General features: G+C 64.0%; 22 protein-coding genes. 10 read left to right on the plus strand and 12 right to left on the minus strand.

What is annotated here, in order from left to right:
* Positions 1–62: 62 nt before the first annotated feature.
* Entirely contained in the window at positions 63–374 is a 312-nt protein-coding gene (locus tag XH92_RS26140) for an MliC family protein (protein ID WP_194454676.1), read from the minus strand.
* A 102-nt stretch (positions 375–476) separates the two neighbouring features.
* Between XH92_RS26140 and XH92_RS26145 the strand changes: the two genes are divergently transcribed.
* Positions 477–1,220, plus strand: a complete 744-nt coding sequence (locus tag XH92_RS26145) for a tyrosine-protein phosphatase (RefSeq protein ID WP_194454677.1) — start codon at positions 477–479, stop codon at positions 1,218–1,220.
* 40 nt (positions 1,221–1,260) lie between these two features.
* Here the strand turns inward: XH92_RS26145 and XH92_RS26150 are convergent, their stop codons facing one another.
* Together XH92_RS26150 and XH92_RS26155 are read right to left on the minus strand one after the other, a co-directional pair.
* Positions 1,261–1,467: a hypothetical protein gene (locus XH92_RS26150; RefSeq protein WP_194454678.1), complete on the minus strand. Its 207-nt coding sequence runs from the start codon at positions 1,465–1,467 to the stop codon at positions 1,261–1,263.
* 114 nt (positions 1,468–1,581) lie between these two features.
* Positions 1,582–2,082, minus strand: coding sequence for an SGNH/GDSL hydrolase family protein (locus XH92_RS26155; protein ID WP_194454679.1), 501 nt, complete (start codon positions 2,080–2,082; stop codon positions 1,582–1,584).
* A gap of 331 nt (positions 2,083–2,413) precedes the next feature.
* On the opposite strand from XH92_RS26155, the gene fabG reads away from it, so the two are divergent.
* Entirely contained in the window at positions 2,414–3,094 is a 681-nt protein-coding gene (gene fabG, locus XH92_RS26160; protein WP_194454680.1) for a 3-oxoacyl-ACP reductase FabG, read from the plus strand.
* Between the two features lie 24 nt (positions 3,095–3,118).
* On the opposite strand, the gene XH92_RS26165 is transcribed toward fabG, so the two are convergent.
* Both XH92_RS26165 and XH92_RS26170 read right to left on the minus strand, forming a co-directional pair.
* Positions 3,119–4,318, minus strand: coding sequence for a GNAT family N-acetyltransferase (locus tag XH92_RS26165; RefSeq protein WP_194454681.1), 1,200 nt, complete (start codon positions 4,316–4,318; stop codon positions 3,119–3,121).
* Positions 4,319–4,547: 229 nt separating this feature from the next.
* Positions 4,548–4,958: a GrlR family regulatory protein gene (locus XH92_RS26170; RefSeq protein WP_246787630.1), complete on the minus strand. Its 411-nt coding sequence runs from the start codon at positions 4,956–4,958 to the stop codon at positions 4,548–4,550.
* Positions 4,959–5,030: 72 nt separating this feature from the next.
* On the opposite strand from XH92_RS26170, the gene XH92_RS26175 reads away from it, so the two are divergent.
* From XH92_RS26175 to XH92_RS26185, 3 genes are all read left to right on the plus strand, one after another.
* Entirely contained in the window at positions 5,031–5,714 is a 684-nt protein-coding gene (locus XH92_RS26175; RefSeq protein ID WP_194454682.1) for a DUF2161 domain-containing phosphodiesterase, read from the plus strand.
* Between the two features lie 15 nt (positions 5,715–5,729).
* Positions 5,730–6,029 carry a putative quinol monooxygenase gene (locus XH92_RS26180; protein WP_194454683.1) on the plus strand — a complete coding sequence of 100 codons (300 nt, stop codon included), beginning with the start codon at positions 5,730–5,732 and terminating at the stop codon, positions 6,027–6,029.
* Positions 6,030–6,118: 89 nt separating this feature from the next.
* On the plus strand, positions 6,119–6,427 hold the full coding sequence (locus XH92_RS26185; RefSeq protein WP_024581534.1) for a hypothetical protein: 309 nt from the start codon (positions 6,119–6,121) through the stop codon (positions 6,425–6,427).
* Positions 6,428–6,508: 81 nt separating this feature from the next.
* Here the strand turns inward: XH92_RS26185 and XH92_RS26190 are convergent, their stop codons facing one another.
* Both XH92_RS26190 and XH92_RS26195 read right to left on the minus strand, forming a co-directional pair.
* Positions 6,509–7,132, minus strand: a complete 624-nt coding sequence (locus XH92_RS26190; RefSeq protein WP_194454684.1) for a GNAT family N-acetyltransferase — start codon at positions 7,130–7,132, stop codon at positions 6,509–6,511.
* Between the two features lie 139 nt (positions 7,133–7,271).
* Complete coding sequence (locus XH92_RS26195; protein WP_194454685.1) at positions 7,272–7,670, minus strand: PaaI family thioesterase; 399 nt, start codon at positions 7,668–7,670, stop codon at positions 7,272–7,274.
* Positions 7,671–7,856: 186 nt separating this feature from the next.
* Between XH92_RS26195 and XH92_RS26200 the strand changes: the two genes are divergently transcribed.
* Complete coding sequence (locus XH92_RS26200) at positions 7,857–8,645, plus strand: cobalamin-binding protein (RefSeq protein ID WP_194461426.1); 789 nt, start codon at positions 7,857–7,859, stop codon at positions 8,643–8,645.
* A 104-nt stretch (positions 8,646–8,749) separates the two neighbouring features.
* Here XH92_RS26200 and XH92_RS26205 read toward each other — a convergent pair whose 3' ends face one another.
* Entirely contained in the window at positions 8,750–10,027 is a 1,278-nt protein-coding gene (locus XH92_RS26205; protein WP_194454686.1) for an ArgE/DapE family deacylase, read from the minus strand.
* Positions 10,028–10,081: 54 nt separating this feature from the next.
* Entirely contained in the window at positions 10,082–10,774 is a 693-nt protein-coding gene (locus XH92_RS26210) for a pyridoxamine 5'-phosphate oxidase family protein (RefSeq protein WP_371817825.1), read from the minus strand.
* A gap of 106 nt (positions 10,775–10,880) precedes the next feature.
* Here XH92_RS26210 and XH92_RS26215 point away from each other — a divergent pair, with 106 nt between their 5' ends.
* From XH92_RS26215 to XH92_RS26225, 3 genes are read left to right on the plus strand one after another with little or no spacing between them, the layout of a single operon-like run.
* The gene (locus XH92_RS26215) at positions 10,881–12,419 is read left to right on the plus strand and encodes a PLP-dependent aminotransferase family protein (protein WP_194454688.1); all 1,539 of its coding nucleotides are present in this window, start codon (positions 10,881–10,883) and stop codon (positions 12,417–12,419) included.
* 46 nt (positions 12,420–12,465) lie between these two features.
* Positions 12,466–12,615 (plus strand): hypothetical protein, encoded by a 150-nt coding sequence (locus XH92_RS26220; RefSeq protein WP_194454689.1) that lies wholly within the window; start codon positions 12,466–12,468, stop codon positions 12,613–12,615.
* A gap of 11 nt (positions 12,616–12,626) precedes the next feature.
* A complete protein-coding gene (locus tag XH92_RS26225; protein ID WP_194454690.1) occupies positions 12,627–12,872 on the plus strand; it encodes a DUF6719 family protein in 246 nt (81 codons plus the stop codon).
* A 50-nt stretch (positions 12,873–12,922) separates the two neighbouring features.
* Here XH92_RS26225 and XH92_RS26230 read toward each other — a convergent pair whose 3' ends face one another.
* Together XH92_RS26230 and XH92_RS26235 are read right to left on the minus strand one after the other, a co-directional pair.
* Entirely contained in the window at positions 12,923–13,318 is a 396-nt protein-coding gene (locus XH92_RS26230; RefSeq protein WP_194454691.1) for a hypothetical protein, read from the minus strand.
* A 38-nt stretch (positions 13,319–13,356) separates the two neighbouring features.
* A complete protein-coding gene (locus tag XH92_RS26235; protein ID WP_173643233.1) occupies positions 13,357–13,515 on the minus strand; it encodes a hypothetical protein in 159 nt (52 codons plus the stop codon).
* Between the two features lie 166 nt (positions 13,516–13,681).
* On the opposite strand from XH92_RS26235, the gene XH92_RS43165 reads away from it, so the two are divergent.
* Positions 13,682–14,182 (plus strand): hypothetical protein, encoded by a 501-nt coding sequence (locus XH92_RS43165; protein WP_246787632.1) that lies wholly within the window; start codon positions 13,682–13,684, stop codon positions 14,180–14,182.
* Positions 14,183–14,225: 43 nt separating this feature from the next.
* Here XH92_RS43165 and XH92_RS26245 read toward each other — a convergent pair whose 3' ends face one another.
* Complete coding sequence (locus XH92_RS26245; RefSeq protein WP_194454692.1) at positions 14,226–14,786, minus strand: CreA family protein; 561 nt, start codon at positions 14,784–14,786, stop codon at positions 14,226–14,228.
* Positions 14,787–14,896 lie beyond the last annotated feature (110 nt).

Raw genomic sequence — 14,896 nt, forward strand, 5'->3', positions numbered from 1 at the left:
AAAAACGTCAGACAGCAGCACAGCAGTAAGAGAGGGTCGGAACGAGCGTTTCGGCCCTTTTTTCATGCCAGCTCGCAGGCCGTCACCGGCCGCTTCGCATGCCGCAGCCTGGTAAGCCCGGCCCGGGTGATCTCGAGCGTGACCCCGCCCCCTTTATAGCGCGTGCCCGTCAGTGACAGCCGCTTGGTCAGCGTCACCGCCTTACCGTCGAGTTGCAGATGCGCGCGGGTATCTCCGCCAAAGAACGCCGCAATGAACTGCGTGCCGTCGGCACAGTGATAATTCCGGAAGGCGGACTGCGCCGGCGCTGCCGAGGAACCAACAATCTCGAAAAGAATTGCGCCGACGAGAATGGCGCCTCCGCGATAAGTCATATTCTCCCCCCGACGGGCCGGTTATAGACCTGTCTGCAACGCCCATATTCCTGCGCCGAGATTTCTGCGCCAAGACCTCACCAGCTGCAACAGGCCCGCCCGATGTCAGAAGCCCCTGCCCGTCACCTCAATCTCGCCGGCGCCAGCAATTTTCGTGACCTGGGCGGCTACCAGACCCGTGACGGCCGGACGATGCGCTGGCGGCAGATCTTCCGCTCCAACCATCTTGCCCATCTCACCGAGCAGGACATCGCCGTGGTGCGCTCGCTCGGGGTCAAGAGCGCATTCGATTTCCGCGGCGTCGCCGAGCGCGCCGAGGCGTTGTGCGGCATGAGCGACGTCACCGTGCATTCGCTTCCGGTCGAGCCGACGGTGGTTGCCTCGCTGCGCGCGATCGCCAGCAACCGACAGCTCTCGGAAGCCGATGCGATCGACGTGATGCGGGATTCCTACCGCGGCTATGTCCAGGACAACACGCCGCGCTATCGCACGCTGTTCGCCCATCTGCTCGAGGACCGCGCCCCGCTGGTGATCCACTGCACCGCGGGCAAGGATCGCACCGGCTTTGCCTGCGCGTTGATCCTGCACGCGCTCGGCGTGTCCGAGCAGGTGATCGCGGACGACTACCTCCTGACCAACCAGTACTACAAGCGCGACCCGGCCCACAGCACCGAGTTGCCCGATGACGTCAAGCAGGTGCTCGGCACCGTGCGCGCGGCGTTTCTGGCGGCTGCGTTCGAGGCGATCGATACCGACTATGGCGGCCTCGACGGATATTTCCGCGAAGGCCTCGGGCTCGGCCAGGCCGAGCGCAAGGCGCTTGAAGGCCGCTATTTGCAGGCCTGATCACTTCGCGCGAGAGCGCTTCGATCAGAACCGAAAAAGCTCAGGCCGCGGCGGCCTCGAGCTCGATCTCCGCGTCGAGATCGGCGATCACATCCTCGAACGCCGAGATGGCCTGCTGGATCGCCGCGATCTGCATCAGCTCCCAGCTGCCCACTGGTCCCTTGCGGTTTTGTAGTGCCACCACGAGATCGCGCCGCTGCTCCTTAAGCTGAACAAGCGGTAAACCGTGGTCCGGAAGATTTCCCATTCGCATAACCCCTACCTTGGCTGGAGTTCCGCTTCTAAGGAAAGGGTTCTGAAAACGACTTACGGAACTGCAGCAAATTTTATCCAACCGGCCCTACACCGTAGTCTTACGTAGTCAGGACGACGTGCTCGCGCTGCGTGCCACCGCATCGTTGATCGCACCGAGCAACGCTTGAGTGATACAATCGGTCGCCCACTCGCTCGTATGGAGATGCTCCTGTGCACCATCGTCGAGTTCGGAGAGCGGAATTCCGGCCTCGACCCATTGCTTCATCAGCGCAAAGCGGCGGAACAGATTGACCTTCCTGCTTGCGGCGACGTCGGCGATCATTGGCATGAACTGGTTGGCGAGCTTGAGCACGTCCGGCGCGCCGATGATTGCCTGGGTGTACTGCGAATCCATCACCACGACGTCCAGCGGCAGCACGGCGAGCACATCGAGCCCTGCCTCGAATGTCGCTTGCACCTGATCGAAATTGTAGTTCCTGTACACGGCGTTGGTGCCGACCTGCCAAATCACCATCACCGGTGCTTCAGCGATGACATCGGACTCGATGCGCGAGAACTCTTCCGGCGCCTCTTGCCCGCCGATCCCCCGGTTGACGATGTCGATCATCCGGCCGAAGGACTGCTTCTGGCTTCGCCACAAGATCTCCAGCCGTGGCGGAAACGGGAGTATCTTATCGGCTCCCGCGGTCGATGACGATCCGAGGGCAACGATCTTGATCTTGCGTTCGCGCTTGAGCGCTTCCGCGAGATGCGGCAATCCGTAGCTGAACTTGACGAGTTCGGGATGGGTTTCGCAGGGCCTCGGCGTTGGCATCGCAAACATCCTTGACGCGAATGAACTGATGAATGCGCGCAGTAGGAGACGAAATCGGCGGCATTGCAAATGAAATCCGCCTGATCATAGTGGGCAGCAGCCTGTCGTGAGTACGGAGACCACCATGAAGGGAAAAGCCATTGTCATCACCGGCGCGCTTGGCGCGCTAGGCAAGGTGGTCGCCGAAGAGGCGCTGGCGCGCGGCGCGCGCGTCGCCGGCATCGATCATGCGGCCTCGCAGCTTGCCGCGACGGCCGATCGCATCGAACTCGGCGGTGTCGACCTCACCGACACCGCGCAGGCGACGGCTGCGATCGACAAGGCGGCGGCGCATTTCGGCCGGCTCGACGGGCTGATCAACATCGCCGGCGGCTTCACCTTCGAGGCGGTGAGCGACGGCGATCCCGCGACCTGGCAGCGGATGTATGCGATGAACGTGATGACCGCGTTCAACACGTCGCACGCGGCGATTCCGCACCTCATCAAATCCGGCGCCGGACGGATCATCAATATCGGCGCGCTCGGCGCCTTGCAGGCTGCCTCCGGCATGGGGCCCTATGCAGCATCAAAGGCCGGCGTGCACCGCCTCACCGAGTCGCTCGCCGCCGAGCTCAAGGGCAAGGTCACGGTCAACGCGGTGCTGCCCTCGATTATCGACACCGCAGCCAATCGCGCCGCGATGCCGAAGGCCGACATCTCGAAATGGGTGACGCCGAAGGAGCTCGCCGAGGTGATCCTGTTCCTCACCAGCGATGCCGCCAGCGCCGTCACCGGCGCGCTGCTACCGGTCAACGGGCGGGTTTGAGCCTGTCGTTGCCGATCGGCCCCGCTACCAGAGGTCGCGATAGTTCGCGAACCTCCGCAGGGTCTTGTCGTAGCGGGCCGGAACGATCCAGGGCAGCAGCAGCCGGAAGATCGCGTTCGGAAGCGGAGAGCGCAGACGCGCATAGAGGTCGAGCGGATCGAGCTCATGCCGCATCCGGAATTTCGGCTCGTAGCTGAGACCCGTGCTGCGAAACCACTTGTAACCGTTGGCGATCGCCCAGTTCATCATGTCGCGAATGGTGTAGTAGTAAAGATGGAGGTCGAGGGCGACGGCATAGTCGAGCCCGACATACTCCCAGAACAGACTGTCGCCTTCGACCATGCAGAGGCTGAAGGCAATCACCTTGCCGCCCCGCCGCCAGATGAAGAAACGGACCTTGTCCTTCATGTCGCTGCCGATCCGGCGGAGATAGTCGGCCGTCAGCTTCTCGAAACGGAATTTCGAACGGTCAAACACCTGCAAATAGAGCGGATGGATGTCGTCGACGGCATCCCCGGCGTCGTCGGTGACGGTAAGGACAAGGGGTACGCCGTCGGTCGCCTTGAGTTTCTTGCGAAGCTGCCATCGCGCCGATCGTGGCAGCGCATTTTGCATGTAGGCGTCGAAATCCTCGTGCTCGATATTGAGCACCGTCATCGGCATGCTCGGCGCGCGGGCGAAACCGCGCCGGACGAAGCAATCCAGCACCGGCCGGTAGCGCGCAGGGAATTCCTTCATGACGATGAGCTGCGCCCGGCACGACCTTGCGAGATCGACGATCTCGCGGCAGAGAATCTCCGCCATCTCGCCTGGTGGCACCGTGTCTGATGCGCCGAGGTGTCCCTCTCCGGCGAAGCATCCAACCATCAAGGTGCGCATCTTGAGAAATCGGGGAGCGAAGCGCCGGATGCGCGCCAGCCAAACCTGCCATTCCGTGCCAAGGCCTTCGAGAATGTCCTGGTCGAGAACAAAGAACGGCTGGATGGCCTGGATGCAGCCGGCCCGGTCGACGATCGCGACATAGCGGTACTCGACGCCGTCGCCGAGCGTATCCTCCAGGATTTCGTAGTAGCGATGATCCTTGCGCAGGGCTGCGAAGGTGGCAGCCCAGGCGGGGCAACCGGCGATTTCGCCGCGCGTCACGATCTTCACGCCGAACCGCGCTGTCGCAGCCGCGGCGTCGGCGACACTTGGCGTACCAGACAGGCTGACGGTGTCCGACATCACACTTTGCCCCAGTGATGCTTAACCTTCCAAGTCCGGATTGGAACTTAATCGATCTGGGCTGGGGACCCTGTGCCATCCGCGCAACAAGCAGCAACATTTCGATCGCTGGCGACCAGGCGGACAAGGCCAGCAAGAAGCCGCGGGTCAATCGCGCGCGACCCGGACGCCGCGGGCGGCCGATGTCCCCGACCGCGACCTAGCAAAAGGCCCGGCCTGGATCGGCGCCTCAGTCAGCGACCAGCAGGCGCAGCTTCGACTTGAAGCGAATGCTCTGCTTGCCGGCGAGCGCCATGCCGTCGCCCTCGGCGGTCTGATCGGTGTATGTGCCGGTGAAGCCGATGGTGACCACCTTGCGTTCCCAGACCGGGCGCTCGCCGTAAGTCGGCGAATGCTCCTCGTTGGTCACCTCACCCTTCCACTTGCCGTCGGCCGCGGTGTAGCTGCCATAGGCGTAGAAGAACGAGTCGCCGCCGCGCATCTGGCCGTCGCGCAGCACCATGACGCCCTGGTTGCCGCCAGAGACGCTATCGAGAAATTCGACGGTGATGTGATAGAGCCCGTTCCGGATCATGAGGATGGTTGCGCCTTGTCCCGGCCGCGAGAATAGCCCGTTGGCCGCACTTTGGGCAAATTCCATCAGCCGCGGCAGGCGCAATTCCGCGCTATGCTGGCACCTGAGTCGCGGCCGGACGCCGCAGGAGCCTGCCTGTTGGAAACCGCGCTTTATCTGCCAGTCAAACGCTTCCTCGAAAAGCTCGGCTTCGCGGTCAAGGGCGAGATCGGCGGCTGCGACCTCGTCGCACTGAACGGCAGCGATCCGCCCGTCGTCGTGATCGGTGAACTTAAGCTCGCCTTCAATCTCGAACTGATCCTGCAGGCGGTCGATCGCGCCGGCGCCGCCGACGAGGTCTGGATCGCGGCCAAGGTATCGGCCCGCGGCAAGGGCCGCGAAAGCGATGCGCGCTATCGCAATCTGTGCCGACGGCTCGGCTTCGGCATGCTCGGCGTCACCGATCGCGGCGAGGTCGAGGTGCTGGTGCCGCCGCCGACCACCGCGCCGCGCCGCAATCCGAAGAAGCGTTCGCGCCTGATCACTGAACACCGCAAGCGGAAGGGCGATCCGGCAATGGGCGGATCGACGCGGGCGCCGATCATGACCGCCTACAGGCAGCAGGCGCTGGCCTGTGCCTGCGCGCTGTCGGATGGGCCACGGCGGGTCCGCGACCTCCGCGCCGAGATTCCCGACGCCGGCAAGATCCTGCTGCATAATGTCTACGGCTGGTTCGATCGTGCCGAGCGCGGCATCTATGTACTCAATGATGCCGGCCGCGCCGCGCTGAGGCGCTGGCCGCAGCAGCCGATGAGTGCGTCAGGGGCCGAAGCCGCCCCATAACAACAGGGGGAGATCATGATCGTCGTCACCGGCAGCATCACCGCCCGCCCCGACTCGTTCGACGAGGTGCGGCGATTGAGCCTCGAGCACGTCCATCGCTCGCGCAGCGAGCCCGGCTGCATCTCGCACGCGGTTCATGTCGACTGCGAGAATCCGCTCAGGCTGGTGTTTTTCGAGCAATGGGCCGACCGCGCCGCGCTGGCGGCACATTTCGCGGTCCCCGCATCACGCGATTTCGTCCGCTCCCTGCAATCTCTTGCCGCCGCTGCGACCACCATCGAACTTTATGACGCTCACAAGATTGAGAGACTCTAGCTGCATGGCTGGATTGCCATCTCATATTCATATTGCAATGCAACATTGGGGACCTTACGTATCTCCCGCGATTCAAAGGTGAGGCGGCGATGAGCGGAGACTGGAATACCAAGTACGGCACCCGGCGCGTGCGGCATGATCCGCCGACGCTGGAGGAGGCAATCTTCGCCGCTATCGGCATCACCGATGACGTGGAGGCCCAGGCCGAGATCGCGTCGTCGCTGATGGGGCTGCCCTATGACGAGGTGCTGGCCGAGGTGAAGAAGACGGCGCGCGTCAGCGCCCGCACCGGCACGGCAACCCGCGTGATCGCCGGCGAACAGGGCGCCCAGCGCTCGGTCGTGGTCGAGCGCCGCGTGGTTCGCCGCTTCGCCACCGACAAGCGCACCGGCACCTGAACAACCCCATTCCGCTCCTTAAAGAAAAAGGGCAATCCGCTGAGCGGATTGCCCTTTTTGCATTTGATGCGAATTGATGGCTCAGGCGGCCCGGCCCCAGCCGGACATCTGCATCACCATTCGCCAATAGGCGCGGTTCATGTCGACGATCGCGCGCGCGGCCTCGACCGGCGTAACCGGGCCAACAGCCGGTGCCGGCTGAGGCTGGTGCTGCTCGGTCAGGTCGATGCTGCCGGTCGACTCACCGTGACGGAAGGTCAACTGGGCACCGAACTTGGTGGCGAGCGCACGCATCGCGTCGTTCTGCGCACCGGTGGTGATCCGCAGGCTGATGTAGCCCTTGGCATGCGCCTCCGCGATCAGCTTGCGGAACAGCGTGCTGCCGACGCCCTTGCGCCGCACCGACCGCTCTACGCTGAAGGCGATCTCGGGCTGTGCATCCGGTGACTGCTCCGGCGGATGCAGCTCGGCCGCGCCGCGGACCACGCCATCCTCGAAATAGGCGATGATGACCGTGCCGTCGTTGGCGCAGCGCTCGGCATAGCGGCGGATGAAACTATCATCGATGAAGCCATGAAAACGATCATGTCGGCTGGTACGATCCAGTCGCAGCAGGTGATCGCGCAGCAGAGGAAGCTCTTCCTGCTGGCTCAACGTCCGCACGGTGCCCTTGGCAGACGTCGGACGGATGGAATCATAGTTCATTTCATAACTCCTCTTGGTAGCCCTCGAGGAGGCGTCGAGTCCCTAGCACCCTAATATTGTGCGCCGCACCATGTAATTCAAGTACTTAGATTCATTTAAGTAAACAATGATGTGATTGGCAAATCACATCATTGTCTCATCATAGTACCAATTGTGTTTGGGTCACGACCGCGACCAGCTTGCCGTCCTCGGTCTCCAGCCTGGTCTGCCAGACTTGGGTCCGTCGGCCCCGATGGACGGGTGTGGCCGTCGCGATCACGGTGGTCCCCTCCTTGGCCCCGCCGATGAAATTGGTCTTGCTCTCCAGCGTCGTGGTGCCCTTGGCGTCCTCGGGCAGGTTGATCACGGTGGCGGCGGCACCGACCGAGTCGGCGAAGGCCATCACCGCGCCGCCGTGGATGGTGTTCCGGAGGGTGCAGAGATCCGGCCGCACCAGCATTGTCGCGACCACGCGGTCCTGACCGGCCTCGGTGAAGGTGACGCCCTTCAGTTCCGCAAACGGCATCTTCATCGACTGGATCTTTTCGAGCGGCGTCATCACGTTCCTCCGGTTTTTCTGGGCGTCATACGCGGGCTTGACCCCGCGTGTCCCTCCTTCTTCGCAAAAAGCTTTCTCGGCATGATGGATTGCCGGGTCGAGCCCGGCAATGACGTGCGAGGTAATGGTGCGGATGACGTCATGACATCAGTGACAACGGCGCGCCAAATCTGCATACCGTCCGCGATGCGCGACTTCCCTCCCCGCCGGATCGTCTGCCTGACCGAAGAGACGGTCGAGACGCTGTACCTGCTCGGCGAGCAGGACCGCATCGTCGGCGTCTCCGGCTACGCGGTGCGGCCGCCGCAGGTCCGCCGCGAGAAGAAGCGGGTGTCGGCCTTCATCTCCGCCGACATTCCAAAAATCCTGGCGCTCGACCCCGATCTGGTGCTCGCCTTCTCCGACCTGCAGGCCGACATCGTCGCCGATCTCGTGCGCGCCGGCGTCGCCGTCCATGTCTTCAATCAGCGCGACATAGCCGGCATCTTCGCGATGATCCGCACCCTCGGCGCGATGGTCGGCGCGGCCGATCGCGCCGGGCAATTGGCACAAAGCCTCGAGCAACGGCTGGCCGCGATCGCGGCAACGCCGCGACCTGCGCGGCGGCCAAAGGTCTATTTCGAGGAGTGGGACGATCCCCTGATCAGCGGCATTGGCTGGGTGTCCGAACTGATCGAGATCGCCGGCGGCGAGGATGCGTTGCCGCATCTGCGCGCGCAGAAAGCGGCCAAGGACCGCATCGTCACGCTTGAGGCCGTGCGCGCGGCGATGCCCGACGTGATCCTGGCGTCCTGGTGCGGCAAGAAGGTCGTGCCCGACCGCATCCGCGCGCGTGAGGGTTGGAGCGATATTCCGGCCGTGCGCGATAACCGCATCGTCGAGATCAAGTCGCCGATCATCCTGCAGCCCGGCCCCGCCGCGCTGACCGATGGACTCGATGCGATCGTGAAGGCGTTGTGGGCGGAGCGTATATGAATCTCACCGCCGTCATTGCGAGGAGCGAAGCGACGAAGCAATCCATGTCTCCGCACGTGGTGAAATGGATTGCTTCGCTTCGCTCGCAATGACGGATAGACACCCTACGCCTTCTCCACCCCGCACCACTCCGCGACGAACAGCGCCATCGCCTTGGTCGCCTTGCGCAGCGAGTCCAGTTCGACATATTCGTTGAAGCCGTGCATCGCCGCGCCACTGGCGCCGAAGCAGAGGCTCGGGATGTCGTAGTTCAGGCCGTAGAAGCGCGTATCGGTCAACGCGGTGAAGGCACGGTCTTCCACCGCGCCGCCATAGACCGCCTGATGCGCGTTGGCGAAGGCGGCCTCCGGCGCTTCGGAATTCACCAGCTCATAGCCTTCCGACAGGAAGCCCGACCATTCCACCTGCGGCGGATTGTTGGAGAGGAAGCGATGGTCGCGCGCCGCAGCCGACACGCAGGCCAGGATCTCCTTCTGGCATTCGGCGATCGACCAGCCCGGCAGCACCGCGATGCGGCAGTCGACATCGCACCAGGCCGGCACGCTGGAGGCCCAGTCACCGCCCTTGATGATGCCGGGATTGAAGTTGATCGGGTGATTGACGTCCTTGAAGTGGCGGTCAGCCTTGGCGCGTTCGTTCCAGGCGATCTCGAGCTTCTCCAGCGCGTGCACCAGGTGATACGCCGCCATGATCGCGTTCGAGCCGGCGCCGGCCTCGAACACATGCACCGGGAAGCCGCGCACCTTCAGGCGGAACCAGATCACGCCGACCTGCGAGCGGATCATCTTGCCGTTGGTCGGCTCCGGGATGAAGCAGGCATCGGCGCGATAGCCGCGCTGCAAGGTCGAGAGCGCGCCGACCCCGGTGCTCTCCTCCTCGATGACAGACTGGAAGTGAATCCGCGCCGTCGGCTTCAGGCCGGCCTTCTTGATCGCATCCAGCGCGTAAAGCGCGGCGATGGTGCCGGACTTCATGTCGCAGGCGCCGCGGCCGTACATCTTGCCGTCCTTGATGACAGGCGAGAACGGCGGCGTCTCCCACATCTCGAGCGGGCCGGTCGGCACCACGTCGCAGTGACCCTGCAGGATCAGCGATTTGCCGGCATTGGTCGCCGGGCGGTAGGTGCCGACCACCGTGCGTGCCTTGGAGAAATCATGCTCGATCGGGCCGAAGCCGCGCAGGTCCTTCAGGTCGTCGAGATTGATGTGCCAGTCGTCGACCTCGTAGCCGCGCTCGCGCAAGAGATCGCCGATCATGTCCTGGCACGGCCCCTCGGCGCCGCGGGTCGAGGGGATCGCGACAAAGGCCTGCGTCGTCGCAAGCTGCGCATCGAATCCCTCGTCAACGGCGCTAAGGATTCGTTGTTGCGTCTCGGCAGTCATGCGGCAGCTCCATGGGGACATCAGAAATGGCGGGAGCCGCACCGTAACCCGATTTCATCCCTCCTTGTATTGCGCAAAATAGGCATCCCGCAATGCATCTTCGAGCAGACGGCCTTCCGAATAGCCATCGAGCGTCGCGGGCCGCGTCACGCCGTCGAGCAGCCGCGGGCACGGCTCGGGCGCGCCGAGCACGGTGCGCACCGGAATGCGCTCGGCATAGATCGGCAACTCGTAATCCTCGTCGTCATCGGCGACGCCCTTGGCGCGCACTTTTGCCGAGGCCTCCTCGATCTCCATCGCGATGAACGAGGTCGCCTTGATCTCCTGCTTGTTGCTGGCGCGCAGGCTCGCGGTGCGCTCGGGAAAGAAGCGGTCGACCATCGCGACGATCGCCCGCTCCTTCTCTTCCGGATCGGTGACGAGATAGGCCGAGCCGAACGCCATCACCGCGCGATAGTCGGCCGAGTGATTGAAGCCGCAGCGCGCCAGCACCAGGCTGTCGAGATGGGCGACCGTCAGGCACACGCGCTGGCCTTCCGACTGGTTCTCCAGCATGCGGCTCGCGCTGGACCCGTGCCAGTAGAGCCTGGTGCCCTCGCGCCAGAAGAAGGTCGGCGTGCAATAGGGCTGGCCGTCGATCACGTAGGAGACGTGGCACAGCATCGAGGCGTCGAGGATCTTGTGAACGGTGGCGTGGTCGTAGAAGCCGCGATCATGGCGGCGCTTGACCCGGTTGCGGGACGACATGGGGTAGGACGGAGTGGACGCGCCTTCGGTCACGGCTGTGCCTTTCGAAATCTGGAATCTGTCCAGAGTTGTAGCGGTCCATTTGGTCTGCGATAGTGCCAATTCCATGCGAAAAATTCCGACCAATTCCCGAGGGGCCGCGGCGCGCAAGCCGGAGCTGCCGCTCGACCTCACCGGCCCGCACGTGACGCCGGGCGCGGCCTCGCAGCAGCGGCTCTATCAGGCGCTGTGCCACACGATCGTCGGCGGCCTCGTCAAGCCGGGTGAGCCGCTGCCGCCGTCGCGCGCGCTGGCCAAGCAGACCGGCTTCCGCCGCAACGCTGTCACCACCGCCTATGAGCGGCTGATCGCCGACGGCTTTGCGGTGGCGACCACGGGCTCCGGCACCTTCGTCGCGTCGCGCATTCCGGCCCAGGCCGGCGCGCCGCGACGTGCGAGGGTCGAGATCGAGCCGCCGCAGCACAATGCGCTGTCGCTCGGCTGCACGCATATCGATGACCGCGCGCTGCAGCGCTTCCGCGCCTTTGCCGGCCGCAGGCTGCGCGCCTTCGGCGCCGAGCATCTGCATTACGGCGACCCTCGCGGCAGCAGCGAGTTGCGCGCCGCGATATCAGACCATTTGCTGTCGGCGCGCGGGCTGCGCTGCGATCCCGACCAGATCATGCTGGCCTCGGGCACCTTGCATGCGCTGCGCATCGTGCTCGGGGCGATCCTCAAGCCCGGCGACCAGGTCTGGTGCGAGGATCCCGGCTATCCGGCGGCGCGGCGCGCGATCGAGCATTGCGGCTATCGCCCGGTGTCGGTGCCGGTCGATGGCTCGGGCATGCGCATCGACAGGGGACGCGTATCCGCTCCTGCCGCGCGTGCCGCCTACGTCACGCCCTCGCACCAGTTTCCGCTCGGCGTACAGATGTCGATGCCGCGCCGGCTCGAGCTGCTCGACTGGGCCAGGGACGCCGGCGCCTTCGTGTTCGAAGACGATTACGACAGCGAGTTCCGCTACGACGGAGCCCCGCTGCTGTCGCTCGCCGGCATCGATCATCTGCGCCGCGTGATCTACATGGGCACGTTCGCGAAGACGCTGTTTCCGGGATTGCGGATCGGTTACTGCGCCCTGCCCGAGGCATTGATCGGTCCGGTGACGGCGGCGCGCGCCGCGCTCGATCGCTTTCCGGGCACCCTGATGGAAGGCGCAGTCGCCGACATGCTGAACTCCGGCGCCTTCGCCGCGAACCTGCGCAAATCGCGAAAGCTCTATCGCGAGGCGCGCGACGTGCTGGCGTCGACACTCACCGGTGCTTCCGAGGGCGAGCTCACGGTTCCCGTACCATCGCAAGGCCTGCATCTGGTGGCGCGGCTCGATCCCTTAACCGATCCGCTGATTGCCGCGCAGGCAAAGGCGGCCGCCGGCGTCGGCGGCTGGCTGCTCGCGGAAACCTATCATCGCGCGCCGCCACTGCCCGGCTTCGTGCTGGGGTTCTCGGGTCATCCGGTTCCGCAACTCGTCGCCTCGGCGGAACACCTGGCGAGGACAACGCTAGCTGCGCTGCGCGCAACGCGCAAGATCTCCGTCAAGGCATCCGCCAAGTCATTTGCCAAGCCATCTACCGCGCCGCGGCGCTCTAGGAGAATCGCAGCCACCTGACTAAGGTCGCCAGCGTTCAGTCAGTGTCCGCCTACGGAGATACCGGATGCCCAATCGCAACGTCCTGTATCTCGTGATCGGCGCGCTGATCGTGATCACGGGCATGCTCGGCTACAATTTGTATCAGGCGAAGAAGCAGCCCGAAGGTCTGCAGATCAACGTCGGCCCCGACGGGGTCAAGATCCAGAACAAGTGAGGGAGGCCGCGATGCCGCGCGTCGAATTGGTCGCGTTGATCGGTGCCGTCGCGCTTGTCGCGACGACTCACCCCGCCTCCGCACAGCAGGCTGTCATGCGCGAGGCCGATATCGTCGACCTCCGGGTCGGTCAGCGCGTCCTGGTCGATGACGGCTCCTGCCCGGCCGGGCAGATCAAGCAGGTGATCGGCGCCAGGCTGAGCCAGAACGGCGTGGTGCGGACCCAAAGCTGCGTGCAGCGTCTCGCCAAGAAATAAACGCCCCGCTTCTGCGAGGCGCCTGCTTCATCATTGCATCAACACGCCGCTCAGTTCGAGATCGGCTCGAACATGCATTGCAGCGTCGGCTTGGCGATCTTGGTGAAGGTCGGGCCGATCTCGGCCTGCTTGGACGGCGGCACCCAATCGGTCTCGATGGTCGGCACGCCGGTCTCGCTGATGCCGCGCAGCAGCGCCTGGCGCAGATCGGGATCGTCCACCGTCGCGGCAGCATGGTCATGCAGGCAACCGCAGACAGCCTCGGGATGCGCCCAGCGGCCGAGCATATGCGGCGCGCACTGGCGCACGAACTCGTCGCGCGGTTCAGGCACCCGGTACAGCGACCTGATCTGCATCGACTCCAGCGGAAGTTGGGATTGGGCCTGTGCGGAACCGGCCAGAGCGAGCAATGCCAGGAGCGCGGCGGAGCAGATACGGAGCAACATGGGGAGCCTTTAGCGGCAGTTCTGTTTTTGCGTCGTGCTCAGTTGACCTGCGCCATCACCATCGGGGCCGAGGTGACCACCGGCGAGCCGTTATAGGAGAAGGTGCCGATGCCGGGCAAACCGTTGTCCGGGGTCCCAGCCATCGACGAACCGGCCATCACGAAGGCGAAGGCGAGGATCAGGCTCATGGTCCGCATCTGACAGTCTCCGTCATTCCGGTTCGGCGCCCGGCGCCGTTGTGTTGAGGGTTTGATAACGATCTGCCGTTTCGGGAGTTCTGCGGAACAAGCTGAAAATGGTTTCGTCGGCGCGAGAATTGTTTCGTCGACGAGCGGTCCACGAAACATTGGCCGAAAAACGCCAATGTTTTCAGTAGCCGCGACATTGCAGGCAGCCTGCTCAAAATTTCGAGCGTTCAACCTGCCCGGCTGTGGATGGTTCGATTATGCGTGCAAATTGAGCGCCCTACCGCGCTTTCTTAACTTTCCTCTGCTGAGACAGCAGGCAGCACAGCAAGGACGGCATGAACCGGGCGACGGTTCGGCCGACTCATCTGGGCGCCGTGCAACCATCTTCGCGGTGGCACGTTGTCGTGATTCCCGATCCAACGGCAGTTGTGATCCGATCCAACGAAGGATGTCAGTCGTGGGAAATGGCAACATCGGTGTTGGCAATGAATCCGCGGCCAGCAAATCCGGCCAGCAGCAACAGATGACGGCCGCGATGCCGCAGCAAGGCGCCTATGTGATGGGCGACAATGAGTGCGCGCAGCAGAAGCTGGTCCGCCTCGTCGGCTGCCGCGACTCGAAGGTGAAGCCGGGCCTCAGCCTCGGCACGAAGCAGTTCGGGCAAACCAAGCGCTAACTCGTCCGCCGCTTCAGCCGCCCGGGCCAAGCCCCTGTTACAGCTACTGAATGAACTCACCGCACTTTTGCACCGCGGTGGCATCGGCCGCGCCCCATGGCATGATCGGCACCGAGGACGTCGAGTTCTTCGGCGAGCCTTCGATCAGCTTGTCGGAATAGACCATGTAGACCAGCACGTTGCGCTTGGCATCGCAGCCGCGCACGATCTGCATCTTCTTGAAGAACAGCGATCGCCGCTTGCTGAACATGTCGTCGCCCTGGCCGAGCTTGCTCTTGAAGCGGATCGGCCCGATCTGCCGGCAAGCCAGCGAGATATCAGAGACTTCCTCGGCAAGGCCAAGCCAGCCTTTGAAGCCGCCCTTCTCCGGGACTGTGAAGTGACAGGCGACGCCCTCGACCTCGGGGTCGTCGACGCCATAGGTCGCGAGCTTGTCGTTGGGACTGACCCATTTGAACACCGTCGAGCGGCGAAAGATCAGGTCCGGCTCGTCAGCAGCGACCGCGGGGGCAGCCATCCCCAAGGTCAGCAACATCAGCAGCGCCGCGCAGCCCCATCGAGACAACAGTCGCACGTCACACAAGCTCACATTTCTCGATGTCATCGAAGTCTCCGCGGGGGTGGTTCCCGCCTATGTAGTGCGCAAACGCCGCACAGGAAGGCGCTGACAGTTCGGTGATCAAACCGGGCGCTTTAACCTCCTGTGAGGCTTTT

This window comes from Bradyrhizobium sp. CCBAU 53421 (assembly GCF_015291625.1).
Classification (GTDB): Bacteria; Pseudomonadota; Alphaproteobacteria; order Rhizobiales; family Xanthobacteraceae; genus Bradyrhizobium.

Coding starts and splice junctions, on each gene's coding strand:
- XH92_RS26140 (WP_194454676.1), bottom strand. CDS start 374: ATGACTTATCGCGGAGGCGCCATTCTCGTCGGCGCAATTCTTTTCGAG.
- XH92_RS26145 (WP_194454677.1), top strand. CDS start 477: ATGTCAGAAGCCCCTGCCCGTCACCTCAATCTCGCCGGCGCCAGCAAT.
- XH92_RS26150 (WP_194454678.1), bottom strand. CDS start 1,467: ATGGGAAATCTTCCGGACCACGGTTTACCGCTTGTTCAGCTTAAGGAG.
- XH92_RS26155 (WP_194454679.1), bottom strand. CDS start 2,082: ATGATCGACATCGTCAACCGGGGGATCGGCGGGCAAGAGGCGCCGGAA.
- fabG (WP_194454680.1), top strand. CDS start 2,414: ATGAAGGGAAAAGCCATTGTCATCACCGGCGCGCTTGGCGCGCTAGGC.
- XH92_RS26165 (WP_194454681.1), bottom strand. CDS start 4,318: ATGTCGGACACCGTCAGCCTGTCTGGTACGCCAAGTGTCGCCGACGCC.
- XH92_RS26170 (WP_246787630.1), bottom strand. CDS start 4,958: ATGGAATTTGCCCAAAGTGCGGCCAACGGGCTATTCTCGCGGCCGGGA.
- XH92_RS26180 (WP_194454683.1), top strand. CDS start 5,730: ATGATCGTCGTCACCGGCAGCATCACCGCCCGCCCCGACTCGTTCGAC.
- XH92_RS26185 (WP_024581534.1), top strand. CDS start 6,119: ATGAGCGGAGACTGGAATACCAAGTACGGCACCCGGCGCGTGCGGCAT.
- XH92_RS26190 (WP_194454684.1), bottom strand. CDS start 7,132: ATGAACTATGATTCCATCCGTCCGACGTCTGCCAAGGGCACCGTGCGG.
- XH92_RS26195 (WP_194454685.1), bottom strand. CDS start 7,670: ATGACGCCGCTCGAAAAGATCCAGTCGATGAAGATGCCGTTTGCGGAA.
- XH92_RS26200 (WP_194461426.1), top strand. CDS start 7,857: ATGCGCGACTTCCCTCCCCGCCGGATCGTCTGCCTGACCGAAGAGACG.
- XH92_RS26205 (WP_194454686.1), bottom strand. CDS start 10,027: ATGACTGCCGAGACGCAACAACGAATCCTTAGCGCCGTTGACGAGGGA.
- XH92_RS26210 (WP_371817825.1), bottom strand. CDS start 10,774: ATGTCGTCCCGCAACCGGGTCAAGCGCCGCCATGATCGCGGCTTCTAC.
- XH92_RS26215 (WP_194454688.1), top strand. CDS start 10,881: ATGCGAAAAATTCCGACCAATTCCCGAGGGGCCGCGGCGCGCAAGCCG.
- XH92_RS26220 (WP_194454689.1), top strand. CDS start 12,466: ATGCCCAATCGCAACGTCCTGTATCTCGTGATCGGCGCGCTGATCGTG.
- XH92_RS26225 (WP_194454690.1), top strand. CDS start 12,627: ATGCCGCGCGTCGAATTGGTCGCGTTGATCGGTGCCGTCGCGCTTGTC.
- XH92_RS26230 (WP_194454691.1), bottom strand. CDS start 13,318: ATGTTGCTCCGTATCTGCTCCGCCGCGCTCCTGGCATTGCTCGCTCTG.
- XH92_RS26235 (WP_173643233.1), bottom strand. CDS start 13,515: ATGCGGACCATGAGCCTGATCCTCGCCTTCGCCTTCGTGATGGCCGGT.
- XH92_RS43165 (WP_246787632.1), top strand. CDS start 13,682: ATGTTTTCAGTAGCCGCGACATTGCAGGCAGCCTGCTCAAAATTTCGA.
- XH92_RS26245 (WP_194454692.1), bottom strand. CDS start 14,786: ATGACATCGAGAAATGTGAGCTTGTGTGACGTGCGACTGTTGTCTCGA.